Here is a 24,532-nt window from a genome sequence, read left to right on the forward strand (position 1 = left end):
GAGAATCTTTCGACAGACGCGAAAGTTACCTGTCAGGTCGGGGGTTCAGTACACGTACTCGTCGGCGGTCAACTGGAGGTAGTCCCCGTCGCCGAGTCGCCACTTCCGGAGCTTGTACCCCAGGTACAGCCGAGCGGCGTCCAGCCCGCCCGTCAGCTTCCGTTCGAACAGCTCGTAGGCGCCGGAGTCGCCGTCCGACAGCATCTTGCGGGCGGTCCGGAAGTCCGCGTCCCAGTCGTCCGGGTCGTAGTCGCGAACCATCTCCGCCATCGTCACGCTGCGGGTCACCTCGTCGCCGATGGCCGTCCGCCACTTCCGGTTGTACTCCGTCAGGTCACCCTCTGCCGCGAGTCTGCCCGCGATGGCGCCCGTCCGGACCGCGGTGTGGTCGCCGCCCTCGTGGAACGCCGAGGTGGCACCCATCGCCCCGCCGGCGACGGCGACGTCCGCCTGCACGGGCGACTCGATCGGTCGGGTCGACGAGATCGGGTACGTCTCCGTTCCGGTGGACTTGCCGGCCTCCTCCACGACCGGGAAGTCCGTCTCCACGTCGTACTCGTCGCCGTACTCTCGCTCCAAGAGCCGCCGGACGTACTCTCGTCCGGTCGGCACCCGTTCGTCGTCCGGCTCCAACAACGCGTACCGATCACGGTTCGGCACCTCGTCTAAGTCGAGGTCGATCGGCATCGTCAGCCCGACGCGACACACCTGGTCGCTGTTCGGGAACACCCAGGGGTAGGCGGTGTGGCCCGGCATCAGCCCCCACCAGAACCGGATCGCGCCAGCAACGTCCTCGTAGGCCGCCTCCGGGAATCGGCGGTACTCCTGGTAGGCGATGTGGTTCACCTCCGGCGCCGCGAGCCGTTGGCTGGCCGCCCGTTCCTCGGGGAGGAACTCGTCTAACACCCCGTTGGTGACGGTCCGTTGTGGTCCGTCTGCCAGGATCAGGTGGTCGGTTCCGACCTGTTCTCCGTCCGCGACGTGGAGGACGTGTCGCGGACGGTCCCGGCGCGACTGGTGTGTGTCGACCGACTTCACTGCCGTCCCGGTCCGGTAGGCTGCGCCGGCGGACTCCGCCCGCTCGCGCAGGAAGTCGTCGAAGCGGGCCCGGTGCATCGTGAACCCGAACTGGTCGTACGACGACTCGATCCCGGTGGTGTGCATCGTCACCGACTCCGTCGGGCCGACGAACTCCGCGCGGTCCAGCGTCGTCTCGACGACGCCCTCGGGGAACTCGTCCGGGTGAATCCCCATGACGTCCACCCAGTAGTCGAGGATCCCGGCGGCGTCGGTGGAGTCGGGGCCTAACCCTTCACGATCCGCGCGCGGGACTCCCTTCTCCAGGACGAGTGTGTCTGCGCCGCGGCTCGCGGCTGCGTGGGCGGCCGACGCCCCCGCGGGGCCGCCGCCGACGACCGCCACGTCCACTCGTTGCATACTACACTGCCAACTCGTGTCAGTATTAAACGTCCCGAACCGCCACCGAGTGGTCGCTCTCGACGGGGGGAGCCGTTCTCGCCGACGGTCGGTGGCCCGCACAAGACGTATGTCGCTGCGCCACCCAGTTCGGCTATGAGCACGGACTTCACCCGGAGCGTTCGCGCGGTCGCGGACGCTGCCGACGGAACCGGCGTCGTCGACTGGGACGGCGTCCGAGAGGCCGCGAAAGGGGCCACCGACCCCGGTGACCTCGCGTTGTCGTCCGAGGAACGGGCCGGCTTCGCCGACGACGTGCGTGCGGCCCGCGAGGGTCTGCGTTCGACCAGCGGCGTCTCCTTCCCGCTGCCGGACCGTATCGAGGTACAGAACCGCCACCACTGGATCGACGCCAACGTCGACACCTTCGCCCGGCTGATGGGGCCGCTGGAGAACGCCGGCACCGGCCTGTTCCCCGGCGTCGCACGGTCGGTCAACACCGGGACGATGGCCGTCACGCTCGCGTTCCTCGCCCGCAACGTCCTCGGGCAGTACGACCCCCTCCTGATGGCCGAGTCCGACGACCCCGACCACGGACTGTACTTCGTCCGGCCCAACGTCCGCCGGGTCGCCGAGGAACTCGACGTGGCGTACCCCCGCTTCCGCCGGTGGATCGCCTTCCACGAGGTCGCCCACGCCGCCGAGTTCGGCTCCGCGCCGTGGCTCTCCGACTACCTCGAGGCCCGGATGGACACCGTCGTCGAGTCGCTGGCCGACGGCCGCTTCGACCGCTCGCAGCTGTCGGAGCTCAACACCGCCATGACCGCCGTCGAGGGGTACGCCGAGCTGCTGATGGACCGTGCGTTCGACGACGAGTACGCCGACCTCCGGCAGAAGCTCGACGACCGCCGCGGCGGCGGGAGCCCCGTCTCCCAGCTGTTCGAGCGTCTGCTCGGCCTCGGTGCCAAGCGCCAACAGTACGAACGCGGCGCCGAGTTCTTCTCTGCCGTGGCCGACGAGACGGACGTGGCGACCGCCTCGCTCGTCTGGGAGGACGCCGACAATCTGCCGTCCGAGACGGAGTTGGACGACCCGAGCGCCTGGGTCGCTCGGGTCGTCTGAGTTTGGACTGTCTTCGGTGGGTGGTCGCCGACGGTCGGGGGCCGACTCGACGAGCGTGAGACTGCGAACGGTCCGAGAGCACGGCTGTCGTGCTCGCTCGCTGCCCAACCTGTCTGTCGCGGCACCACGGACGGGCCGAAACCCCCGCGCCGCAGCCCTCCACGACCGACTGCGCTGCTCGCCTCGCTCCGCTCGGCTGTGCTGCCCGTCTCGCCTCGGAGCGAGTCCCGACGAACTCTCGTTCGCTCCGCTCGCTCGTCGTACGTCGGAGCGAGCTCCGACCGGGTCTCGCTGTGTTCGCGGTGTCACCGCGAACCGGCGAGCGGAGCGAGCCGCGAGCAGTGAGCGACCGACCGAGGAGCACGAGCGCCCACTACGCGAGCGCCAGAGGGCGTGGTATCGGGATCACAGCCCGTGAGCAGGGCAAGCGAGCGAGAACGTCTCCCGTCGGCACCGAGACGAGGCTCGCCGGGCTTCCAACCCGTTCGGACACCCCACGGAGGAGTAGAGTCCACACGCGGGATCGGAGACGGGCGAGAGCTCAGACAGCAGTCATCTCGTCGATCGTCCGATCGTAGATCCGACGGAGACGACGCAACACTCCCAACGACACGCTCTCGGTGTCGGTGTGGGCCTCGCCCGGCTCGGAGGCGCCACAGACCACACAGGTCGTCCCGGCGTCGGCGAGCCAGCCCGCGTCGGTCGCGTGGGGCTTGACGACGTGCTGGGGACGGGCACCGGTCTCGTAGTCGTCCACGCCGGCGACACTCTCCTCGTCCGCCTGAGCCTCACGGGCGGCCGACAGGACGGCGCCGGCGAACGCCGGGTCGTCACACGCCATCGGCGGGAGGTCCTGCTCCACCGACCAAGAGACGCCGGGGAGGTCGCTCACGCCGGCCAGATCCGCCCGGGCGCCGGGGACGGTGCGCTCGTCGACGGTGATCGAACACGACTCCGGGACGACGTTCCAGGCGCTGCCGCCGTCGACCTCCGTGACGGAGACGGTCCCGGCGACGCGCTCGCCCTGGACGGTCGTCGTCGGGGGCGTCAGGTCGCGCACGGCAGAGACGGCGTCGGCGGCGCGGTAGACGGCGTTGACCCCGGCCTCGGGCTCGCTGGCGTGGGCGGCCTCTCCCGCGACGGTCAGCGTGCTGGCGCGGCGCCCGCGGTGGGCGATCGCCACGTCCGTCACCCCCGGCGCGGAGTACCCCGTCGACCCCTCGCCGACGACGGCGTAGTCGGGGGCGAAGCCGTCCGCGAGGGCGGCGCGGCAGCCGACGCCGCCCCGTTCCTCGCCGGCGAAGGAGACGAACAGGAGCTCCAGATCCGCCGCGGCGAGCGCGTCGGCGTCCGCCTCTGCGACGGCCAGCATCGCTGCCGCCACCGACCCCTTCATGTCGGCGGTGCCGCGGCCGTACACCCGGCCGTCGCGCGTCTCGACGACGTAGTCGCCGTTCGTCCCCTCGCCGGTCGTCTGGCTCGGCGCCGGCGGCACCACGTCGTGGTGGCCGACGAACGCCAGAGACCGGTCGCCCTCCGGGTTGCGGCGCGCGAACACGTTACCGTGCTCGTCGCGTCGGGTCTGCGCCCGCCCGTCGAACCACGTCGCCACCGTCTCGCCCGCGGCCGTCTCGTCCTCGTGGCTCGCCACCCCGACGAGCTGCTCCGTGAGTCGCTGGAGAGTCACGTCCGAGCGTGACGCCCGGCGGACAAAGCGCTGACGACGACCCGCGGCGCGAGGCGGGCAACGCTCCACAGTGCCCGGCGGCCGACGACGCGACAGTTCAGCCTTTTGTGCGAGGGCGCCCGAGAACACCCGTGAGCTACGTCGTCGAGGTGAAACAGTCCGCTCGGAAGGCCAACGGCGCGGTCGGGCGACTCGTCAACCGCGAGGGCTCCCGGCGGACGTTCCCGGACCGTCGGGCCGCGGAGGCGTGGGCCGACGGGCTCTCGGAGGGGAGCCGCCCGGTGTGGATCCGTGCGGCTCACCCGGCAGACCGGAGCGAGGTTGACGGCTACCTCGTCTCTCGACGACGGCAGGCGCTGGCGTTAGACGGCGCCTACGACAAGCGTCGTCGTCGGCTGCGCGACACGACGCCGCCGCCGGACACGCTGGGCCAGTTCCGCTGACGGCCGCCGAGCCGGTCAGGGGCTGATCGTCCTCGACACCCAGCCGCTGGCGCCGCTGGGGAACGGGCCAGTCCGTTCTTCCGACTGGGTCGTCCCGTCGGACTCGATCGCCCGCACGACCACCTCGTGTTCCTCGCCCGGCGCGTCGTACTCGTAGACCCACTGGCGCCACACGTCGTCGCCGGGTAACGGGTCGCTCACCCGGGCCGCCGTCCACGTCTCGCCGCCGTCCGTCGACACCTCGACCCCACTGACGCCCCTGACGCCGGCGTAGGCGTGGCCCGCCACCTCGATCCGGCCGTCGCCGCGGTTCACCGTCTTCAGCTTGGCGACCGTGTTCACCTCACCGGTGCCCTGCCAGTTGCGTTTCTCCCAGTAGCCCGGCTTCGACGACTCCAGGAACTGGATCTCGTCGATCCACTTCACGTTCACCTCCCCCCAGTGGCCGGGGACGAGCAGTCGGACGGGGTAGCCGTGGCGCCGCGGCAACACCTCGCCGTTCATGCCGAAGGCGAGCAGACCCCCTCGGAGCTCCTCGATCCCGAGCTCCTCGAAGAAGCCGTCCGTCGCACGGAGCATCACACAGTCACACGCGCCGTCCGGCGAGGCGCGCTCCAACAAGGGGTCGATCGGCACCCCCGTCCACAGCGCCGTGTCCATCTTCCGGCCGTTGCGCGCCTCGCCGACACACCGCAGCGTGACGAACCGGTTGTCCGCCGGCATCGACGTGAGTTCGTCGTACGACAGCGTCAGCTCCTCGTCCACCCGGCCGGTGAGCGACAGCGACCAGTCGCCGGCCGCCACGTCCGGGTTGACCGCGTTGATGTCCACCTCGTAGTGTTTCTTCGACACGAGCGGCTGGATCCCGTCGACGCCCAGCGACTTCCGGTCGGCCTCCGCCAGGAGTCGGTCGATCTCCGACTGTGGCGCCGGCGTCGGTGTCGCGGTGGCGACGGGGGTCCGAGTCGCGTCCGCGTCGCCACCCGCGCCGCCGTCGCCTCCGGAACCGCCTGCGGCCGCCTCCGTGCTGGCCGTGGCTGTCCCCGGGGCCTCCGGCCGCGGTGTCGGCGTCGGCGTGTGGGTCGCAGTGGCCGTCGTGTCTTCCTCACCGCCGCCGAGGGCGTCCGGGGTCGCGGGCTCGCTGCGCTCGCCGCCCGCCCGGCTCCGGAGCGCCGCCGCCGCGGCACCGACGGCGACGAGCCCCGGGAGCCCGCCCAACACCCGGCGTCGGTCGCCGCTGACCGCGGGCGCGCCGCCGTCGAACCGGTCGGCCGCCAGCCCGCCGCCGAGGACGACTGCGACGCCCGCGCCCGTGGCGAGGCTGCTCGTCGGCGCACCGGTGGCCAGCAGCGCGACGGCCGCCGCCGCCGGCGCGGCCAGCAGTTCGACGCCCGGTGTCTCGACTCGACGGGCGACGACCAGACCGACCGCAGCGAGGCCGGCCAGCCCGACGGTCGCGGCGACGATGGCCGTCAGGAGGTTGAGCTTCTGTCCCAGGTCACCGAGCACGAGGATGGCGAACGTGATGAACGCACCGGGCAGCGTCTTCGCGGCGAACGCCGACACCGGCGCGGCGACGAACGACGGCGTGACGCCGGCGACGGCGTAGGAGGCGAGGAGACCGGCGACACCGGCAGACGACGCGAGGGCGATGTCCGTCCGTGTGAACGGGATCGACTGGCGGAACGGCATGGAACGAACACACCAGCCCGACCCGTTAACCGTTCGGCAGCTTGTCGCACACTGCGCCAGACCGTTGCGGCGTCCGTTGCCGCAACGGATATTAAGACCGTTACGACGCTCGTTGCCGCAACGGACAGCAGGACCGTTGCGGCGTCCGTTGTCACGACGGACACGGACGCCGTCGCGGACGACTCCCTCGCCCCGCCCGTTGCCGTCGGCGGAACGTTCATCAACCCACACGGTCACCCTGCAGACGTGACACACGACGGGACCACCACGGCCGCCACGGTGCCGTCGCTCTCCGTTCTGAAACGTCGGTAGCGGTGTCGCTCGTGGCGGGGGTGGCGACCCCGTCCCGGGCGAGGGTCGACGACGCGCAGTGACGACGCGACAGACCAGACCGACACACGACCGGACACAGATGACGACACCCACACTCAGCTCGATTCCACGGGACGACCAGTACACAGACTACGACACCTTCGCCGGCGTCTACCCGGCGATGCCGACGCCGTTCGACGACGACGGCGAGGTGGACCACGACCACCTCGCCGCTCGCGCCCAGCAGTTGGCGGCTGCAGGCGTCGACGGCATCGTCCCGGTCGGCTCCACCGGGGAGTCGGCGACGCTCACTCACGACGAACACGTCGCCGTCGTGGAGACGGTGGTCGAAGCCGTCGACTGCCCGGTGATCGCCGGCAGCGGCTCGAACGCCACCCACGAGGCGATCTCGCTGTCGGAGCGTTCTGTCGCGGCCGGCGCCGACGCTCTCCTCCTCATCTCGCCGTACTACAACCGCCCGGAGATGCGCGGCGTCCGTCGCCACTACACCCGGGTCGCCGACGCCGTCGACGTGCCCTGCGTCGTCTACAACGTCCCCTCCCGAACGGGGTCGAACCTCGAACCGGAGACGGTCGCCGAACTCGCTGACCACCCCGGGATCGCCGGCTACAAGGCCGCCTCCGGCGACGCCAACCAGATCTCCGAGGTGGTAGAGCGCACCCGCGAGGCGGCGTTCGACGTGTTGTCCGGCGACGACGCGATGACACACCCCGTCGTCTCACTCGGGGGCACCGGGACGATCAGCGTGATCGGCAACGTCCTCCCGGAGCGCACCCGCAGAGTCGTGGAGCGCGGGCTGGCGGGCGACCTCGCGGCCGCCCGAGCGACCCACCACGAGCTCGGGCCGACCGCACGGGCGTTGTTCCGCGAGACCAACCCCATCCCGGTGAAGGAGGCGCTGTCGATCCGCGAGAACCGCGAGCCGCGGCTGCGCGACCCGCTCACCCGGGCGACCGAGCAGACCCGCGACCGGCTGACGGAACTGCTCGCCGACCTGGACGCGACCGGACCGCTCGGGGGGGTGACCGAGGCGTGACGACGCTCGTCGTCACCGGCGCCGGCGGCCGGATGGGCCGCGAGGTGCTGTCGGTCGCGGCCGACCGCGGGCTGGCCGTCGCGGGCGCCGTCAACCGCTCGGCCGTCGACGACCCCGTCGCCGGCGTCGCCGTCTCGGAGCCGGAGACGCTCCCGGAGTTGCTCGCGGACGTCGACGGTCGCCCCGTGGTCGTGGACTTCACCGCGCCCGCGGCGACGACGACGTACGCGGAGACCGCCGCCGACCACGACGCCGCCTTCCTCACCGGGACCACCGGACTGTCGGAGACGGACCGCGAGACGCTGACGCGGGCGGGCGACCGGGTGCCGGTGTTGTGGGCCAGCAACTTCTCGCGCGGCGTCGCGGCGCTGCGCCGGGCGGTCGCGGCCGCCGTCCGGGCGGTCCCGGGCTACGACGTGGAGGTGACGGAGACCCACCACAACGGCAAGCGCGACGCCCCCAGCGGGACCGCCGAGACGCTGGTGTCGGAGGTGGAGGCCGCCCGCCCCGGCCTGGAGGAACGAACCCACGGCCGCGAGGGGGTCGCTCCGCGGTCACCGACGGAGGTCGGCGTCCACGCCCGTCGGGCCGGCGACGTGAGCGGCGAACACGAGGTGTTGTTGGCCGGCGACGACAACGTCTTGGAGCTGACACACCGCGCCGGGAGTCGGCGTGTGTTCGCCGCCGGCGCCGTCGACGCTGCCGTCTGGCTGGCCGACCGCGACCCAGGGGTGTACGCGTTCGACGACGTGTTGGACGACCGAACGGAGTCGGCAGAGGCAACTACCTCCGACCCCGTGAGTGACACACAGTGAGCTTAGAGTCAGAGATCGGGGCGCTGTGGGACCGCTACCAGGCGGGGTTAGACGCGGGCGACGCGACCGCGGAGGACGTGGCGACCGTCGAGACGTTCCTCGACGCGCTGGAGGCCGGCGAGGTACGGGCCGCCGAGAAGACCGGCGCGGACGTGACGACCTGGACGGCCAACGAGTGGGTCAAGCGCGGGGTCCTGTTGGCGTTCGGCCTCAACGAGACCCGGCGACGAGAACACGGCGGCGTGGGGTACTACGACGTGTTGCCGCTGCGGGAGACGGAGGACCTCGGCGAACGGGGCACCCGGAACACACCGGACGGCACCGTGATCCGTCGTGGGGCGTACCTGGGGGCAGACTGTATCGCCATGTCGCCGTCGTTCGTCAACGTCGGGGCGTACGTCGACGACGGTACGCTCGTCGACTCCTGTGACACGGTCGGCTCCTGTGCCCAGATCGGCGCGGACGTGAAGCTGGGCGCGAACACGCTGATCGGCGGCGTGTTGGAGCCGGTAGAGGAGGCGCCGGTCGTGATCGAGGACGGCGTCGCGCTGGGCGCCGGCTGTCGGGTCACCTCCGGGTTCCGGGTGGGCGAGAACTGTGTCGTCGGCGAGAACACGCTGCTCACGCCGAACGTGCCCGTCTACGACCTGGTCGACGAGGAGGTGTACTACGGCCACCTCCCGGCCGAGCGCCGGGCGTTCGCCCGCTACGTCCCGTCGTCGTTGGGCGAACACGACCTGTTCGGCGACGCCGGCGCGTTCAAGCCGGCCGTCGTCGCCACGGACTTGGAGCGTGAGACGCTGGACGCCACCCAACGGGAGGAGGTGCTACGAGAGTGAGCGCCGACGACGACTACGGCCGGATCCACGGCCCGTTGGTCCGCCGACTGTCCGACTGGGACGAGGAGCTGTTGGAACGAACCGCCGAGGAACACGGGACGCCGTTGTACGTCGTGGACTTGGACCGAGTTCGGGAGAACTACCGCCGGTTCGACGACGCGTTCCCGGAGGCGCGAGTGATGTACGCCGCCAAGGCCAACACCGGCCGGGCGGTGCTCTCGGCCGTGATGGACGCCGGCGCCGAGATCGAGTGTGCCGCTCGAGGGGAGCTCCAACGCGCGATCGACGCCGGCGCCGACCCGAACAGCCTGCGGTACACCGCGGTCAACCCTCCGGCGGTCGACCTGGAGTACGCGGCCGGGCTGGCGGCCGAACACCCCGGGCTCACCGTCACCGCCGGCGCGCGCGACACGTTCGACCGGTTGGCCGAGCTCGGGTTCGACGGCCGGGTGTCGATCCGTGTCAACCCCGGGATCGGCACCGGCCACCACGAGAAGGTCGCCACCGGGAAGGACGCCAAGTTCGGTGTGCCCGCGGCGGAGGTGCCGGCGGTCGCCCGCGAGGTGGCCGCGGAGTTCGACCTCGTCGGACTCCACGCCCACGTCGGCAGCGGGGTCCTCCGGGACGACTTAGACGACCACTGCCGGGCGCTGTCGACGGTGGCGGACGTCGCCCGCGAGGTCGGCGACGCGGTGGGCGGGCTGGAGTTCGTCGACTTCGGCGGCGGCTTCGGCGTCCCCTACCGCCCGGAGACGGAGCCGTTGGACCTGTCCGTCGTCGCCGACCGCGTGCGGGCGGCCGTCGGCGAGCTGGACGCTCGGGTGGAGTTGGAGCCCGGGCGGTACGTCGCCGCCGACGCCGCGACCATCCTCACCCGGGTGAACACGGTCAAGCGGACCCCAGAGGCGACCGTCGTCGGCGTGGACGCCTCGCTGGCGACGCTCGTCCGGCCGGCGATGTTCGACGCCTACCACGCGATCCGGAACCTCTCGGGGTCCGACCGCGAAGCGGAGCCGGTGTCCGTCGGTGGCCCCTGCTGTACCTCCGCGGACGTGTTCTGTACCGACCGTCCGCTCGCACAGCCGGAGCGGGGGGACCTGTTGGCGGTCGGCAACGCCGGCGCGTACGGCTACGAGCTGGCGAGCCGATTCCACTCACAGCCGTTGCCGGGTGAGGTGGCGGTCGAAGACGGTGACACCCGCGTCACTCGAGAGGCGGAGACGCTCGGAGACGTGACGCGGCTGGAGAAGACGTAGTTCTGCGCGGTCAGTCGCCGCCCGGCGCGACGGCACTGTTGTTCTGCGCGGTCGTCTGCGCCGGCTGGTCGGTCGTGTCGGCGGTGACGCCGTCTGCGGCGGTGACGGTCGTCGTCTGGGACGGCACCGGGCCGCGGACGAACATCGCGTGAGCCACGACCAACGCGGCGGCAGCCCCACCGACCGCCACGGCGATGCGCACGGACAGCCCCACGAGCGAGGCGGCGGCGATCGGTCCGAGGACGAAGGTGGGAATGAGGCCGAGTACGTAGTCGTGGTAACCGGTCATAGTACGTACTACGGTATGCGTCGGGGGCATATAATACTTCCCCATAGTCTGCGAGTTGCCACGGGCGGGGCGACGCAGTGGTTCTTCGTAAGTTATGCAGATACGTCTACTAGGAGCGACGCTGACGGGTTCAGACGGGTGTTTTCCGGCATCAAGTATTCGAGATAGGGAAAACTCGAAACTACGGTCGTCGTAGTGAGGCAGGCTGCCGGCGGGCTACGGGGGGCCGAGGGAGTCCGGTGGCGCCGACGGCGGCGGTCGGCCGCGTCGCCGGCGTGGCCGCGACCCGTCTCAGGCGTACGCGGCGAACTCCTCGCCGCGCACGAGGAAGTAACCCGTCCCGACGAGCCCGACGACCGTCGCCAGCCCGAACGCGGCCCGCGGGTCCGCGCCGTACAGCCAGCCGCCGACGACCGCGCTCGGGATCGTCACCGCGTTCCGGACGAGGTAGTACGACCCCGTCACCCGGCCGCCGGCCTCCCGTTCTGCCGGGCCGACGATCAACGCCTTGTGTGCCGGCAGCCCGGCGAACCGGAGCCCGGAGACGGCGAACAGGACGGCGTACACGAGCGGGGTCGCCGGCGCCGCGACGATCAGCGCCGGGAACACGGCGTAGACGGCGAAGCCGCCCGCGACCACCGGGACGAGTCCGACCGACTCCGCCAGCCGCGCCACCGGCGCCATCGTCACGAGCGCCACCGCCATCTCGATCGCCAGCAACACGCCGAAGAACGCCTCCGGCGACAGTCGGCCGACCACGGGCAGCGTCGCCCCGACCGCCCGGAGATCCACCACCACGCGGACGAAGAACACGTACACCATCCCGTTTGCGAACCGGACGAGCGTGTCACCGACGAGCAACGGCCGCAGCGGCGCCGGCAGCGACGCGAGATCCGCTCGGATCGTCGCCAGTCCGTCGAACGTGTCCCCCAGCGAGTCGTTGCTGGCGTCGTACAGCAGGTGTTGCGCGACCGTGGCGAGCAGCCCCACGCCGGCGGCGACCAACAGGATCACCCGGAACCCCTCGCGGAAGGCGAACACGGTGAGAATCGCGGCCGCCAGCAACGGCCCCAGTAGGAACGCCGTCCGGCGGAACGTCTCCGTGGCCGCGAACCCCGCTGCCAGCCGGTCCGGCTCCACGGACTGTTTCACGACCGCGAACGTCGCCCCCAGCCCGAACGACTTCCACCCCTGTGAGAGCAACAGCCCGAGGAACAACGACACGATCGCGGCGTTCGTCGACAGTGTCACGCCCGCGACCTCCGCAACGACCGACACGTCCGCGAACGCCCCGGCCGCCCACCACACCAGGAACCCCGCCGTGGACGCCACCCCGAACAGCGTCAGCGCCAGCCGCGAGCCGATCCGGTCGGAGAGTGCGCCGCCTGGGTACGGGAACACCGCCGAGATCAGGTTCCCCAGGCTGCCGAACAGCCCGATGGTGACGCTGCCGGCCCCCAACACCGCGAGATACTGTGGAACGTACCGTCCCGTCATCTGGAACCCCAGGCTGAACGCGAACATCGCCGCCGAGAGGACGAACAGGTCCGTCGGCAGCGCGAACACCTGTCTGAACGGGGCCAGCGGGTCCAACGGCTCCGACTCCGCCGGCGTGCCGTCTGCCATCGTGTGTGTCTGGAACGGCCCTCTGATAACTCCGTGGGTGGCTGCCGGTCGAACTGAAACGCTTGAAGTGTCGGGCGGGCCACCGACCGCGTATGGACACGACCGACGCCGCCCCGACGGCCGGGATCGCCGTCTGCCTGCTCGTCCTCGGACTGCTGGCCGCGCCGTACCTCCTGTTGTCGGAGCCCGGCACCGGGCTCGGAGTGTACTACAGCGGCGGGCCGCTGGGCGCCGGCGCCGTCGCCTTCCTCGCCGTGTTGCTCGTCGTCGTCTTCTTGTCGGGGCGTCAGCGCCGCACGCCGCCGGACACGGTCGCCGGGATCGCGCTCGTCGGCGGCGTCGCCGCCCTCCTGTTCGCCGTGCTGTGGGCCGTCTCCGTCGACGCCGACAACGTCTACTCGTTCACCGCCCAGTGGATGGAGTACCACCGCTGGCTCGTCGTCGTCGCCAGTGCGCTCGTCCCCACGGCGGGCGCCGTCTACGCCCGAGCCGTGTTGTAGCCAGTCGAAACCCACAGACGGGACCGCGGTCGGGACGCGACTCGTCCGAAAGGCACTTACGCGGCTCCGGAGTAGTTGGGCACGGACTAGGTCGGGCAGTTAGGCCCTGCCCACTACCCGCGAGGTAGTCTTCAGCGGGGACCGAACACCGGCGGCGTGCGGGACGCCTCTCGTGGGCCCCGGGAGCCGACGTGGAAACCTCGTCCGACGGGGACAGCGGACCGCGGTGGCACACCCGCAGGGGTGTGTGCCCGTGGTTCGTCGGAGCCACCGGGTCAGGCGCGGAAGCGAGCAGCCCACCTCCGGACGCCGGTCGCTCGTTGGGTCGCGGGGCGGAGGAGGCAACCGGGACTCCCCCCGGGGGAACTCCCGGGCAACGCCGGTCGTCCACACTCATCGACGTTCACTCCGGAGCGGAAGCTTCGACTGTGTCGCCGCCGTAGACGTTCTCGTGACAGACGAACCCGTCACCGCCGAGTCCGACGGCATCACCGCCCACTACGAGGAGACCGACGCCGAGCGACTGCTCACCTTCGAGCGCGACGGCCGCACCGCCGCCGTCGCCCAGAACCGCGAAGGGTACGCCATGCTCAAAGTCCGCCCGGCCGCCAACGGCGACGAACTCGAACGCTACTACGGCTTCGACATGGCGTTAGACCACGCCGCCGAACTGCTTGCCGTCTCGCCCAAACAGCTGCCCGTTCCCGAAGCAGCAGAAGACATGGGGATGTAAACCGACCTTTTTCACTCCTCGGGGTGGGCGCCTGCGGCGCCCACCCGAGGAAAAAAGCTCGATCAAAAAGGCGCTCGCTCGGTCGCTTCGCTCCCTCGCTCGCGTCCCGATTCTAGTGCCCCTCCGCGGCCGCGCCGCTCCACCTCCGCTCTGCGACCGCACTGCTCCGCCCCGCCTCCGACTAGTTTAATCGGAGGTCGCGTCCCTCCGCGGCCGCGCCGCTCCACCTCCGCTCCGCGACCGCACTGCTCCACCCCGCCTCCGACTAGTTTAATCGGAGGTCGCGTCCCTCCGCCTCCGCGCCGCTCCACCTCCGCTCCGCGACCGCACTGCTCCGCCCCGCCTCCGACTAGTTTCAATCTTGGGTCGTCCCTCCGACTCCGCGCCGCCTCCGACTACTCTCGGCCGAGCGCCGTGTCCGCCCGCCTCCACACCGTCCCACACCGACACCGCTAACTCTCCGCTCGGCCCACGCTCGGTGTGCTCACTTTCGTCGGACTCGGACTGTACGACGACCGATCCGTCACCGTCGCCGGCCGCGACGCGCTCCAGGCCGCCGACCGGGTGTTCGCCGAGACGTACACGAGCCGCCTCGTCGGTGCCGAACTCGACGACGTCGCCGACGCGCTCGGCGTCGAGATCGAGCTCCGCGACCGCGCCGGCGTCGAACGCGACCCGGAACCCATCCTCGACGCCGCCGCCGACGGCGACGTCGTGTTCTGCACGCCGGGGGACCCGCTGATCGCTACCACGCACACTGATCTCCGGCTCCGGGCTGCCGACCGCGGTGTCGACACCCGCGTCCACCACGGCGTCAGCGCCGAGTCCGCCGTCGCGTCGCTCACCGGGCTCCAGAACTACCGTTTCGGCCGCGCCGTCACCCTCCCGTTCCCGTACGCCCACGGCGGCGACGGCGTCCCCGAGAGCGTCCGCGAGGGGATCGAGGCGAACCGCGAACGCGGGCTCCACACCCTCGTGTTCCTCGACGTGAAGGCCGCCGGCTCCTCCCCCGTCGGCCCGGACGGTGACCAGTTCATGACCGCCGACTACGCCGCCGAGCTGCTGGCCGACGACTGGCGTCCCGACGCGCTCGCCGTCGCCGTCGCTCGCGCCGGCGGGCCCGACCCGACACTCGCTGCCGACCGACTCGCCGAACTCGCCGACGACGACTTCGGTCCGCCGCTGCACGCGCTCGTCGTCCCGGGCGAGCTCCACGAGATCGAAGCCGACGCGCTCACGACGTTCGCCGACGCCCCCGCGGCCGTCGTCGACGACGCCCGACGGTAGTGGTGACGGCCGGGACAGTCAGTCGGCACCGCGCTCGGAGCCACTCGCCGGCTCCCGCGGGAGGTCCAGTTCCCGGGCGAGGTCGTACTCCTCGTCGGTCACCATGTACAACACGTCCTCGATCACCGTCAGCACCTCCGGCAGCTCCCGGAGCACGAGGTAGGTGACACCGATCAGCGCCACCACCGCCAACACCTGGCTGATGACCCGGTCCGACAGGAAGAAGCTCACCTTGTACGGGTCCGAGGCGCCGAACAGCGTCAACACCACCTCCGGGAACACCTGGAGGTACTGCTTGCCGAACGCGATCCCGATGAACGTCGTCCGGACGATGTTGAGCGCCCAGATGATCGGCACGGCGACTGCGATGGCACGCAGCTTCCGACCCAACGGCGCCCGCACCGCCGCCGCCAGCCCGACGAAGATCGCCATGCTCCCCAGCCCCGTACACGCCAGGAGGACAGTGAACGTCAGTCGGTGGCCCGTCGGCGTCACGAACAGGTACGTACTCCAGTAGCCGTTCGGGCCGCGCAACAGCTCCGGCGTGTACCCCAGCAGCGATATCGCCGTCCCGGTCTGAGCCGCGACCGTCTCGATCAGGAGCCGCTTCGGCGCCGGCAGCTCCAGCCCGAACGCCGAAATCGCCGGGATCGTCTCGAACGGGAGGTAGACGAACCCCATCGCCGCGATCGCCCGCCCGAGAACGAACAACGTGTCTCGACCGCCGTACAACAGCCAGGCCGCGTACACGCTGGCCGGCACGGCCGCCAGCGACAGAACTCCCTCGACGTAGCTCTTCTGGGTGAACGCGAAGTGGGGGAACAAGACGAGCCAGAAGCCGCCGAACGCGAGGAACGCCCCCGCGCCGAGCAGTCTGGCGAGACGGGTCGATCCTCCCGTCGCTCTCGCTCGCCACTCCGCGGCGGCCGCGACGGCGAACGACGCGACGACGGCCCACGCGAACAGGTCGGTGAGGGCGCTCGGCATACTCGTCGTGTGGCCGTCTGTGAGTAAAGCCCTTGTCGTCTGGACGGCGCCGCCGCTGACAGGGTGGCGTCGAAAGAAAGCCGCGAACCGCGAATCGCGTGATCGGTTCCGCCGATCAGTCGTCGTTAGCTAGTTCAGTTCCGACGGCGGAGCGCGACGAGTGCGGCACCGAGCAGAGCGACAACACCGAGCACGGCCGTGAAGCCGGGCGTGCTGGCGCTGGTCTCAGTCGGCGTCGCGGTCGGCTCTTCCGTCGCCGTCGCGGTCGGCGTCGGCGAGTCCGTCGGCGTCGGCGTCGCGGTCGGCGTCGGCGTCGGCGTCGCGGTCGGCGTCGGCGTCGGCGTCGCGGTCGGCGTCGGCGTCGGCGTCGCGGTCGGCGTCGGCGTTGCCGTGGTCATGTTGCCCATGGTCGGCGTCGCCGTGGTCATGTTGCCCATGGTCGGCGTCGCCGTCGCGGTCGGCGTGGACTGTGCCGCCTCGACGGTGCCGTCGAACGAGGTCGCCGGCAGGTCGCCGATGTTGGCGTCCGTGTTGCCGATGGTGATGTCGTACTCGTCACCCGGGGCCGCATCGGCGAGCTCGTACGTGCCCGTGAACGTGCCGTCCGGCTGGACGGTCACGATCGAGGACTCGATGAAGCGCTCGCTCGGGTTCCCGGTGGTCTGGAGGCGCACGCGGAACTCCGTGCCCGGTGCGAAGTTGGTCTCACCTTCGACCGTCGCCTCGTCGCTGGCGGTCACGTTCGACTTCGTGATCTCCAGCGACGGGTCGACCTTGTCGACGGTGTTGTTGATCTCCTCGTCCTCGTCACCGGCGACGAGACCACGGTTGGTCTCGGCCTCGATGCCGAAGACGACCTCGGACTCACCGTCCGCGATCTCGCTCTTGCTGGAGTCCAGCACGACGTAGTAGGTGTCGTTGGCCGAGTCCGAGACGACACCGGTCACGTTGGAGTTGTTCGTGATGTCGAACGTGCTGGCCACGTCGTTCGGATCGACGTCCTGCTCCGTCAGGGTCAGGGAGATGTTCCCCGTGCTCGTCCCCTTCGTCGCGTTCGTGAACGCAGAGGTGTCGCCGCTCTCAGCCTGGGCGTCGAGCAGGCCCTCGATGCCCTCGACGTCCGCGAGCTGGAGGACGATCAGGTCACCCGACGCGACCTGGCCGTCTTCCGTGATCGAACTGCCGATGGCGTCGTTCACAGCCTCGAGGTCGGCAGGCGCACCGCCGGCCGGCGCGATCCAGGTGTTCAGCGTCCCCTGGGTCCGCGGCTCGACGACTGCTGCTGCCAGTGCCGGGTCCTCTGCGGCTGCGGACTCGACACGGATGTCGTAGGTGGTCGCCGCGACGATGTCCGAGACGCCGTTCGTCTCGTTCGGCGTTTCACCACTGGTGAACGTGTCCGGATCGTCGTCGTCACCGTCCGTGACGATGCTGAACGCGTCACCAGCGTTACCGGTCGTAGACTCGTACGTGTTGAACGCGACCGTAACCTCACCGTCGCCGTCGTTGTCCTCGACACCGAAGGTGACGTTGTAACCGTCACTGTCGGAGCCGAACTGGACATCGGCGTTGTCGGTCTGGTCGAGCGTGACGGTGAACTCGATCACGTCACCGCGCTGGTCACTGAACTCGCTCTGCGTGAAGCCGACGTCCGCGTCCGGCCGCTGGGACACGACGACGGTATCGGTCTCGATGGACACGCCAGAGTTGACGTCCGTCACGCGGATCGTGTAGTTACCTGTGTCCGGCGTAGCGAGGCCAGCCTTATCGAACACGCTGTCCACGTTGGCCAGACCCTGGTTGTTGATGGCGGCGGCGCCGTACGTTCCGACGACGTCGTCATCGCTGTCCAGCACCTCGACCGTCAGCGGACGATCGACGGTGTCGGTCGTAACTTCGATGTCGACATCCTCGTCCTGGAAGATGTCCGTCGAAGTTACGTCCTGGAGCTCCAGACCGAGGTCACTCAGCTGGAGTTGTGCGTCGCCGTCAGCGTCGTCCGTGCCGCTGGTGTCGTTGAATTGGTACTCGCCTGACGAGAGGTCGTCCGTGTCGAGCACGAAGACCTGGCTAGGCGAGGACGGACCACGCGTCCGGGAGGTTTCTGGGCCTGTGAGGTCGAACGTCTGACCGGAACTAGTGAGGACGGCGATGTTCGTCCCGGAGAACGCTTCGAGAGAGTCGTCCGCACCCTCACTGGCGTTGATTCCGACCGGAGCCACCTGGATGGAGTCCGTCGTGTCGCTGCGTGCGACACTGTCACCGGTCGTCAGGTTGTTCACCGACACCTCGGAGATGTTGGTGTACGTCTGACTAGTGTCAGTGACGGTGAACCGCGCACCGTCACTGTTGGAGAAGTTCGCCACCTCCGAGCCGGAGAAGGTCACATTGCTGCCGTCGTCGAAGTCGACGACGATCTCCGAACTGGAGTTGAACGTTGCGTCACTGTTGTTTACCACCACTTCGAGCTGTGGGGTTCCCGTTTCGTCTTGATAGTGTGTCACCTTGTCGATGGTGACCGGCGCGTTCGCCGCCGCAGCCGCTGCTCCAGAGAACGCGACGGTACCAGCGAAGACGCTGAATACCATCAGCGCTGTCATGAACAGCGCGCGGATCTTCTTCTGTGTACCTGTCATAGTTCGTATTGGGTTGTTGGGCGGCAGACAACACACGTCTCCCCCGTCACGGTCGACCGCGACGAGAGACCCAGACGTAGTGCTGTTGCCATGGGTAGGGGTACGATGTTGTGCGAACGTCTGTTATAAGTGTTTTGTGATATGCGACCGGTGCGTCAGGCGACATGTCACCTGAGACGAACGGCCGGAGACGAGAGTCGCACGCTAGCGAGGTAGGGCTGCCGAACCCGTCGCAGGCGGCCCGTGGCGGTCGTGCGAGACGACTCGTTCCGGGTCAGTTATCACCGTTCGCGCGCACGAAGGCGGTGTGAGCCTGCGAGACTGGATCGCGGAGACGGTCGACCGGATTGCGACCGACGGCGCCTCCGGGGCACGCGAGAGTCTGTACGAACTGTACCTGGGGGCACTCAGGCGGGGTGCTCCGCTCACGCCGGCCGGATCGTCGGTGTACGACCGCGACTGGGACGTGCTGGTCGTTCTCGACGCTTGTCGGGTCGACGTGCTCCGGTCGGTCGCCGAGAAGTACGACTGGATCGGCGAAGTGGGAGTCCACCGGTCGCCGGCGAGCTGTTCGCCCGAGTGGCTCGCGGCGACGTTCCACGGTGACCACGAGCGGGCGGTCGGTGAGACGGTGTACGTCACCGGGAACCCGTTCAGTGACCGACGGCTCGACCACACGCGACTCCGACGGGTCGACGAGCTGTGGCGAACGGCGTGGGACGAAGGGGCCGGGACGATTCCGCCCGGGGCGCTGACCGACCGGGCTATCGAGACGATGCGGCGAGACAACCCCGACCGACTGGTCGTCCACTACATGCAGCCGCACTTCCCGTCTCCACCCGATCCGGTCGGTGAGGGAATCTCACTCCAGGCGTTCGACGAGACCTGGCACTCCCCGTTGGATGGGCTTCGACGGGGTGAACTCGACTTCGACCGCGTGTGGGCGTCGTACGAGGCGAACCTAGAGTACGTCCTCGACGATGTCGAACTACTCCTGTCGAACGTGGACGCAGAGACAGTCGTCCTCACCGCAGACCACGGTGAGGCGTTCGGGGAGTACGGAGTGTACGCCCACCCGTGTGGCGTTCCGGTCCCGGCGCTCCGGGAGGTGCCCTGGGCCGAGGTCTCGGCGACCGACACTGGGGAGTACCATCCGGAGGAGACGGAGTCGATCGCCGAGCCGACGACCGACACCGAGGAACGCCTGGAGAGTCTCGGCTACGTCTGACCGCGTTCGAGCGCCAGCTACCGACGCGACGACAGAGTGAACCGTCGCCGCTGGCCACAGAGTGTTGAACACACGATGTCCGACCGAACGCTCGAAGACGTGACCGTCGTCGTCCCGACGGCTCGGGAGGAGCTGACTACTCCCGACACAATCCCCGAGGAGGCGGAGTTGCTCGTCAGGCGCGACGACGGCCTCAACGTGGCACGCAACGCCGGAGTCGCGGCCGCCGAGCGCGACTGGATCGTGATCGCCGACGACGACATCGAGTTCCCCACCGAGACGGTCCGCCGTGTCGTCGACGAGGGAGACCGGTCGACGCTGGCTGGGCTGGCGGACTTCGAGCCGCTCAGATGGATCATCGGACGGCTCATGATCTTCCACCGGTCTCTCTGGGAGCGGGTCGGCGGGTTCGACGAGCACCGTCACCACGGGGGAGACACGGACTTCGCAATTCGTGTCGAACGGGCCGGCGGGACGGTACGACAGCTCGATCGAGATGCCGTTCCACACTACGACGAGGACACTGGAGAGGGGATGACGACGACAGAACACGCAGAGTGGCTGTGGTACCTCACGAGGAGACACCCACGACAGTTCGGTCCGGTGGCTGTGAGGCTCGTCGCCCGTGCACTCCGACGTGTCCCCGGCGGGGCATGACCCCGCTGCGGCACCAGAACAACAGTCATATGCCCGCTGACTCACCTCCGTCCAGGTATGAGGGTGTGTCTCGTCGGGACACTGCCGGACGCCGGCCGTGAGATCCACACTGGTCCCGAGCGAACCACTATCGGCCTGGCGGAGGCGCTCGCAGTCCGTGGACACGACGTCGAGGTGCTCGCCGACGAAGGGACATCACAGGCAGTCGCCACCAGTGCCACGGTACTCCCAGTCACTGCCCCGCCGGGCGTCACTCGGCTGGCTCAGTTCGGGTACCAGACACACCGGGTTCTCACGGCCCACGACTACGATATCGTCCACGCGTGGCGACCCGTTCCGGGGCTCGACGTCTTGAGTCTTCACAGCGTCGGGATGGTGGCACAAGTCGAGGGGAGGCTCCCGGGAACGTTCTCCTGGCGGTTCCGCCAGGGGGCACGCGTCGAACGTCTGGCGAAGCGGCTCGCGTCGCGGCGGGCGTCACAGACGATCACGACGGCGCCGTCAAACGCGGCGGACGCACGACGGTTCGGCTTCGACACTGACGGTGTGATCCCCGTCGGTGTCTCCGAAGCCTTCCTGACGCCGGACCGTTGCGTCGACGAGCAACAGGTGTTGTGTGTCGGTCGAATCGAACCGCGAAAACAACAGCAGTTCGTGGCCGAGAACACCCCTGACGACTACTCGCTTCGGCTCGCTGGACCGTCCGGTGACCGGGCGTACACGGAGCGTGTCACCGACCTCACGGACGGCTGGGAGGGGGCGCTCTCCCCAGACGCGCTGGTGGACGCGTACAGTGAGGCAAGTGTGTTCGTGATACCGTCCGTCTTCGAGGGGTTCGGCCTGACGGCTGTCGAGGCGATGGCGGCCGGGACCCCAGTCGTCGCCGCAGACACGTGTGGGGTTGCCGACATCGTCGCTGAAGAAGACGTCGGCGCGGTCTTCGAGTTCGGTGACGCCGACGACTACCGCCGCGCGCTCGAAGCGGTCGTCCGGCGACGAGACGAACTCGCCGAGCGTGCTCGGCGTCTCGTCCGTCGCCAACTCACCTGGAATGAGATTGCACAGTCCTACGAGCGGGTATACCAGTCCGTGTCGGAGTGACCCGGTTGGTCGCCGACGGTGCCCGGGACCGGTAGCCGGCACAGTACAGCTCCGCCGTCGCCCACGATCCGACGGAGGCGGTGGCCAGTGCTGCGACGAGTAGTTCAGTCGACCACATCCACCCGGGTAACACGAACAACAGTCCGTCGACGAGGAGCGACGGAAGGAGCGACTTGATCCAGATCACGACCCGTGAGGTCACGGGAGCGTCGGCGCCGCGGTCGAGAGCGGCGCCACTGGTCGCGTCGGCCGACGAGCCGCGCAGTCCAGCCCGTGACGCCGCCGGACCGCCCGCACTCTCCTCGCCGGTTCCGAGTCGCTCCGCCTCGTAGGGAGTGTCGACCGGAGTCGACCACACCACCTCGCCGTCCGTGTTCAGTTCGAGAACCCGGGTCCCGTTGGAGTCCGTCACCAGCGTGTGGCCGTTCGGCAGTCGGTCTGCGTCCCGCGGCCAGCTCGGCTGGCTGTCGCGCCACGACCACGTCCGGGTCCACTCACCGCCGCGGCGTTCGTACTCGACGACACGGTTGTTCTCGGAGTCCGCGACGATCACTGCGGGGCCGCCACGGGACGGAAGGATGTAGTCCGGATTGTGTTGCTCGCACAGTCGAGTGTGATTGCCGTCTGTCCCGAGGCTCCACGGCTCGTCGAGCCCGCTGTCCCTGTCGAGGACCACGACCTGATCTACGTTCCGTGGACTCGCCACGATCCGGCTGTCGCCGAGCCACTCCACGTCGTTCAGGTGCGTCCAGTCGCGGAGGAACGTGCCACCGTCTCGTCGGTCGTAGTCCGCACGGGACTTGTACGACCACACGGTCAGTTCCCGTTCCGTGTCGTAGATTCGGATACGGTTGTTGATGTCGGCGATCAGAACGTGGGTGTCGTCGATGCGGTCGAAGTCGTGTCAGTCGGCCCGTCGTTGTGCGGCGAACCGCTCGAACACTGTTCGCTCCCCGGTCGAGGTGTTAACCCGAACGAAGACGGCGTCGGCACACGGCCCGGTCCCTGTCGGACGGTCGACGCTCCTGTCCTGGCGACGAACTCGATAGTCGCCGTCGTTCTGGGGACGGGGTCGACATCGAAGTACTGTCGGTACCGTTCCTCGTAGTAGCCGACTTCTCCGTCGCTGCCGACGACGAACAGGGAGGCGTCCGCCCCCTCTCGTGGCGATGTCGAGACAACAGTCGGGTTCGGTGCCGTCTCCGCCACCACCGACCCGTTCGCCCCCTGGTATCGGTCGACGATGTTCGGCGACGAGAGCGAGGCGACGCTCAACTGGACCGCCGCCGCGACCAGCACGACCACGAACAGCCCACGCAGGAGTGACCGTCTCATCGTCCGGTTACGATGACCTTCGGTGCGTCACTGTTTCGGGTTAGATCAGGCGTAACCGAGCTCTTCCAGGCGGCGCTGGGTCGCTCGGTCGACGGAGCCGGTGTCCGACAGCCGGACACCCCGAGACTGGCGACTCTCGAAGGCGGTCGCAACGCGGTCGGCGGCGTCGTCGACTCTCGTCGCCCGACTCGTCTTCGCGTCCCAACATCGCACCGTCGCCGCCTCCGAACGCCAGGTCACGTCCTTCTGTACGGCGTCACCGTCGTCACGGTAGACGGCACGTGCGTCACCGTTGAACCGCCACAGGTCCTCGCAGTACCGGCTGGCGCGTTCCTCCATCGGCTCTTCGAGTCCGTGTGAGGAGGCGACGACCGGACCGTCGGGACAGAACGTCTCCGCCGTCCAGTCGCCGTCCAGCGACCGTTCGACGGCAGTCGGGAACCGAGTGAGCGTGGCCGGGGACGCAATCCGTCGCCCGTCGGCACCCCCCGGTGGCCGGACGACGAGCGGAACGTGCAGCAACGCCTCGTGGATGCCCGCGCCGTGGGCGGCGACCCGTGCGCCGGGACGGACGCGACTCTGCTCGCCGAACCCCTCACCGTGGTCGGCAGTGACGACCACGAGCGTGTCGTCCAGTTCACCACGCTCCGAGAGCGCCCCGATCAGCCGTCGAAGCTGCGCGTCCATCTGGTGAATCGTCCCGTCGTACAGCCCTTCTAAGGCGCGTCGTTGCCACCAGGGCCGTCGACCGCCGTTGAACTCCCACACCTGGTCACCCATGCTGTCCTGGAGGTCACGCAGTCGGTCACCGCCCCACTGGTCGTCGGGTGCCGCCGGCTCGTACGGGAGGTGGGCGTCCATGAAGTTGACACAGGCGGCCCACGGACCACTCGTCCCGTCGACCCAGTCCAACAACAGATCGGTGTAGACCGACGCCGGCGTGCTGGCGCTCAGAGCGTCCGGGAGGTACTGCGGGTAGTCCCACGCGAGTTTCGTTACGACACCGTTCGCCAGCGACTGGACGGGGTGATCGTCCTCGAGGCACCGGCGGAGGTACGCCGCGTACTGCCCTTGTCCTTCGGAGAGAACGAAGTTACTCGGGTCGATGGCGTCCGGGTACGGGAGGTTACGGGCGCCTTCCACCGTGTCGAAGGCGTCCTTCAGCCCGACTGCCATGTCGGTGATCCAGGTGTTCTCGGAGAAGACGCCGGTGCGGTACCCCTCCTCGTCCGCGAGCCGCTCGAAGACCGTGTGCCCAGGCTCGATGGCGTACTCCGCACGGGTCAGCCCGTGTTCGACTACGTCGTACCCAGTGAACATACTGGTGTGACTCGGGAGGCTCCACGTCCCCGGAGAGCGTGCCTGGTCGTAGACGACTCCCGTCTCGGCGAACGACTCCAGAAACGGGGTCGTCTCGTGCTCGTGGCCGTAGAGGCTCGTGTTGCCGGCACGGACACTGTCGAGCACGACCAAGAGGACGTTCGGTTTCACACGAGCCCGGACGGCAGACACGT

At 69.3% G+C, this 24,532-nt stretch carries 22 protein-coding genes and 1 other RNA gene; 13 read left to right on the plus strand and 10 right to left on the minus strand.

Annotation, left to right across the window (positions count from 1 at the left end):
• Nucleotides 1-45: 45 nt before the first annotated feature.
• Nucleotides 46-1,437, minus strand: coding sequence for an NAD(P)/FAD-dependent oxidoreductase (locus tag RYH79_RS13110; RefSeq protein WP_370899833.1), 1,392 nt, complete (start codon nucleotides 1,435-1,437; stop codon nucleotides 46-48).
• A gap of 135 nt (nucleotides 1,438-1,572) precedes the next feature.
• Between RYH79_RS13110 and RYH79_RS13115 the strand changes: the two genes are divergently transcribed.
• Nucleotides 1,573-2,538: a zinc-dependent metalloprotease gene (locus RYH79_RS13115; protein ID WP_370899835.1), complete on the plus strand. Its 966-nt coding sequence runs from the start codon at nucleotides 1,573-1,575 to the stop codon at nucleotides 2,536-2,538.
• A 541-nt stretch (nucleotides 2,539-3,079) separates the two neighbouring features.
• Here RYH79_RS13115 and RYH79_RS13120 read toward each other — a convergent pair.
• Nucleotides 3,080-4,225: a M20 family metallopeptidase gene (locus RYH79_RS13120; protein ID WP_370899837.1), complete on the minus strand. Its 1,146-nt coding sequence runs from the start codon at nucleotides 4,223-4,225 to the stop codon at nucleotides 3,080-3,082.
• Between the two features lie 131 nt (nucleotides 4,226-4,356).
• Here RYH79_RS13120 and RYH79_RS13125 point away from each other — a divergent pair, with 131 nt between their 5' ends.
• Nucleotides 4,357-4,668, plus strand: a complete 312-nt coding sequence (locus RYH79_RS13125) for a DUF8081 domain-containing protein (RefSeq protein ID WP_370899839.1) — start codon at nucleotides 4,357-4,359, stop codon at nucleotides 4,666-4,668.
• Nucleotides 4,669-4,683: 15 nt separating this feature from the next.
• Here the strand turns inward: RYH79_RS13125 and RYH79_RS13130 are convergent, their stop codons facing one another.
• Nucleotides 4,684-6,360, minus strand: a complete 1,677-nt coding sequence (locus tag RYH79_RS13130; protein WP_370899841.1) for a molybdopterin-dependent oxidoreductase — start codon at nucleotides 6,358-6,360, stop codon at nucleotides 4,684-4,686.
• Between the two features lie 412 nt (nucleotides 6,361-6,772).
• Here RYH79_RS13130 and dapA point away from each other — a divergent pair, with 412 nt between their 5' ends.
• From dapA to lysA, 4 genes are read left to right on the plus strand one after another with little or no spacing between them, the layout of a single operon-like run.
• Entirely contained in the window at nucleotides 6,773-7,729 is a 957-nt protein-coding gene (dapA, locus tag RYH79_RS13135) for a 4-hydroxy-tetrahydrodipicolinate synthase (RefSeq protein WP_370899843.1), read from the plus strand.
• Nucleotides 7,726-8,544, plus strand: coding sequence for a 4-hydroxy-tetrahydrodipicolinate reductase (gene dapB, locus RYH79_RS13140; protein WP_370899845.1), 819 nt, complete (start codon nucleotides 7,726-7,728; stop codon nucleotides 8,542-8,544). Before dapA ends, dapB begins: the two co-directional genes overlap by 4 nt.
• The gene (locus RYH79_RS13145; RefSeq protein WP_370899847.1) at nucleotides 8,541-9,383 is read left to right on the plus strand and encodes a 2,3,4,5-tetrahydropyridine-2,6-dicarboxylate N-succinyltransferase; all 843 of its coding nucleotides are present in this window, start codon (nucleotides 8,541-8,543) and stop codon (nucleotides 9,381-9,383) included. Before dapB ends, RYH79_RS13145 begins: the two co-directional genes overlap by 4 nt.
• Complete coding sequence (gene lysA / locus RYH79_RS13150) at nucleotides 9,380-10,639, plus strand: diaminopimelate decarboxylase (protein WP_370899849.1); 1,260 nt, start codon at nucleotides 9,380-9,382, stop codon at nucleotides 10,637-10,639. Before RYH79_RS13145 ends, lysA begins: the two co-directional genes overlap by 4 nt.
• Nucleotides 10,640-10,649: 10 nt before the next feature.
• On the opposite strand, the gene RYH79_RS13155 is transcribed toward lysA, so the two are convergent.
• Together RYH79_RS13155 and RYH79_RS13160 are read right to left on the minus strand one after the other, a co-directional pair.
• Nucleotides 10,650-10,928 (minus strand): DUF8015 family protein, encoded by a 279-nt coding sequence (locus tag RYH79_RS13155; protein ID WP_370899851.1) that lies wholly within the window; start codon nucleotides 10,926-10,928, stop codon nucleotides 10,650-10,652.
• 291 nt (nucleotides 10,929-11,219) lie between these two features.
• The gene (locus RYH79_RS13160; RefSeq protein WP_370899853.1) at nucleotides 11,220-12,554 is read right to left on the minus strand and encodes an MFS transporter; all 1,335 of its coding nucleotides are present in this window, start codon (nucleotides 12,552-12,554) and stop codon (nucleotides 11,220-11,222) included.
• Nucleotides 12,555-12,646: 92 nt separating this feature from the next.
• Between RYH79_RS13160 and RYH79_RS13165 the strand changes: the two genes are divergently transcribed.
• From RYH79_RS13165 to dph5, 4 genes are all read left to right on the plus strand, one after another.
• Nucleotides 12,647-13,054, plus strand: coding sequence for a DUF7548 family protein (locus tag RYH79_RS13165; RefSeq protein WP_370899855.1), 408 nt, complete (start codon nucleotides 12,647-12,649; stop codon nucleotides 13,052-13,054).
• Nucleotides 13,055-13,133: 79 nt separating this feature from the next.
• An RNA gene (gene ffs, locus RYH79_RS13170) (signal recognition particle sRNA) lies at nucleotides 13,134-13,447 on the plus strand.
• 58 nt (nucleotides 13,448-13,505) lie between these two features.
• Complete coding sequence (locus RYH79_RS13175; protein WP_370899857.1) at nucleotides 13,506-13,787, plus strand: DUF7111 family protein; 282 nt, start codon at nucleotides 13,506-13,508, stop codon at nucleotides 13,785-13,787.
• Nucleotides 13,788-14,267: 480 nt separating this feature from the next.
• Nucleotides 14,268-15,074 (plus strand): diphthine synthase, encoded by an 807-nt coding sequence (dph5, locus tag RYH79_RS13180; RefSeq protein ID WP_370899859.1) that lies wholly within the window; start codon nucleotides 14,268-14,270, stop codon nucleotides 15,072-15,074.
• 18 nt (nucleotides 15,075-15,092) lie between these two features.
• Here dph5 and artA read toward each other — a convergent pair whose 3' ends face one another.
• The gene (artA, locus tag RYH79_RS13185; protein WP_370899861.1) at nucleotides 15,093-16,061 is read right to left on the minus strand and encodes an archaeosortase A; all 969 of its coding nucleotides are present in this window, start codon (nucleotides 16,059-16,061) and stop codon (nucleotides 15,093-15,095) included.
• 134 nt (nucleotides 16,062-16,195) lie between these two features.
• Nucleotides 16,196-18,697, minus strand: a complete 2,502-nt coding sequence (locus RYH79_RS13190; RefSeq protein WP_370899863.1) for a DUF7827 domain-containing protein — start codon at nucleotides 18,695-18,697, stop codon at nucleotides 16,196-16,198.
• Between the two features lie 307 nt (nucleotides 18,698-19,004).
• On the opposite strand from RYH79_RS13190, the gene RYH79_RS13195 reads away from it, so the two are divergent.
• From RYH79_RS13195 to RYH79_RS13205, 3 genes are all read left to right on the plus strand, one after another.
• The gene (locus RYH79_RS13195; protein WP_370899865.1) at nucleotides 19,005-19,925 is read left to right on the plus strand and encodes a hypothetical protein; all 921 of its coding nucleotides are present in this window, start codon (nucleotides 19,005-19,007) and stop codon (nucleotides 19,923-19,925) included.
• A 75-nt stretch (nucleotides 19,926-20,000) separates the two neighbouring features.
• Nucleotides 20,001-20,582: a glycosyltransferase family 2 protein gene (locus RYH79_RS13200; protein ID WP_370899867.1), complete on the plus strand. Its 582-nt coding sequence runs from the start codon at nucleotides 20,001-20,003 to the stop codon at nucleotides 20,580-20,582.
• 57 nt (nucleotides 20,583-20,639) lie between these two features.
• Entirely contained in the window at nucleotides 20,640-21,683 is a 1,044-nt protein-coding gene (locus RYH79_RS13205) for a glycosyltransferase family 4 protein (protein ID WP_370899869.1), read from the plus strand.
• Here RYH79_RS13205 and RYH79_RS13210 read toward each other — a convergent pair.
• From RYH79_RS13210 to RYH79_RS13220, 3 genes are read right to left on the minus strand one after another with little or no spacing between them, the layout of a single operon-like run.
• Nucleotides 21,625-22,497: an NHL repeat-containing protein gene (locus RYH79_RS13210; RefSeq protein ID WP_370899871.1), complete on the minus strand. Its 873-nt coding sequence runs from the start codon at nucleotides 22,495-22,497 to the stop codon at nucleotides 21,625-21,627. The genes RYH79_RS13205 and RYH79_RS13210 overlap by 59 nt on opposite strands.
• A 53-nt stretch (nucleotides 22,498-22,550) precedes the next feature.
• The gene (locus RYH79_RS13215) at nucleotides 22,551-23,018 is read right to left on the minus strand and encodes a hypothetical protein (protein WP_370899873.1); all 468 of its coding nucleotides are present in this window, start codon (nucleotides 23,016-23,018) and stop codon (nucleotides 22,551-22,553) included.
• A 45-nt stretch (nucleotides 23,019-23,063) separates the two neighbouring features.
• Nucleotides 23,064-24,509: a sulfatase gene (locus RYH79_RS13220; RefSeq protein ID WP_370899875.1), complete on the minus strand. Its 1,446-nt coding sequence runs from the start codon at nucleotides 24,507-24,509 to the stop codon at nucleotides 23,064-23,066.
• Between the last annotated feature and the right edge of the window lie 23 nt (nucleotides 24,510-24,532).

Source organism: Halobaculum sp. MBLA0143, assembly GCF_041361465.1.
Taxonomy (GTDB): Archaea; Halobacteriota; Halobacteria; order Halobacteriales; family Haloferacaceae; genus JAHENP01.

Coding starts and splice junctions, on each gene's coding strand:
- RYH79_RS13110 (WP_370899833.1), bottom strand. CDS start 1,437: ATGCAACGAGTGGACGTGGCGGTCGTCGGCGGCGGCCCCGCGGGGGCG.
- RYH79_RS13115 (WP_370899835.1), top strand. CDS start 1,573: ATGAGCACGGACTTCACCCGGAGCGTTCGCGCGGTCGCGGACGCTGCC.
- RYH79_RS13130 (WP_370899841.1), bottom strand. CDS start 6,360: ATGCCGTTCCGCCAGTCGATCCCGTTCACACGGACGGACATCGCCCTC.
- dapA (WP_370899843.1), top strand. CDS start 6,773: ATGACGACACCCACACTCAGCTCGATTCCACGGGACGACCAGTACACA.
- RYH79_RS13155 (WP_370899851.1), bottom strand. CDS start 10,928: ATGACCGGTTACCACGACTACGTACTCGGCCTCATTCCCACCTTCGTC.
- RYH79_RS13160 (WP_370899853.1), bottom strand. CDS start 12,554: ATGGCAGACGGCACGCCGGCGGAGTCGGAGCCGTTGGACCCGCTGGCC.
- RYH79_RS13165 (WP_370899855.1), top strand. CDS start 12,647: ATGGACACGACCGACGCCGCCCCGACGGCCGGGATCGCCGTCTGCCTG.
- artA (WP_370899861.1), bottom strand. CDS start 16,061: ATGCCGAGCGCCCTCACCGACCTGTTCGCGTGGGCCGTCGTCGCGTCG.
- RYH79_RS13190 (WP_370899863.1), bottom strand. CDS start 18,697: ATGACAGGTACACAGAAGAAGATCCGCGCGCTGTTCATGACAGCGCTG.
- RYH79_RS13200 (WP_370899867.1), top strand. CDS start 20,001: ATGTCCGACCGAACGCTCGAAGACGTGACCGTCGTCGTCCCGACGGCT.
- RYH79_RS13205 (WP_370899869.1), top strand. CDS start 20,640: ATGAGGGTGTGTCTCGTCGGGACACTGCCGGACGCCGGCCGTGAGATC.
- RYH79_RS13215 (WP_370899873.1), bottom strand. CDS start 23,018: ATGAGACGGTCACTCCTGCGTGGGCTGTTCGTGGTCGTGCTGGTCGCG.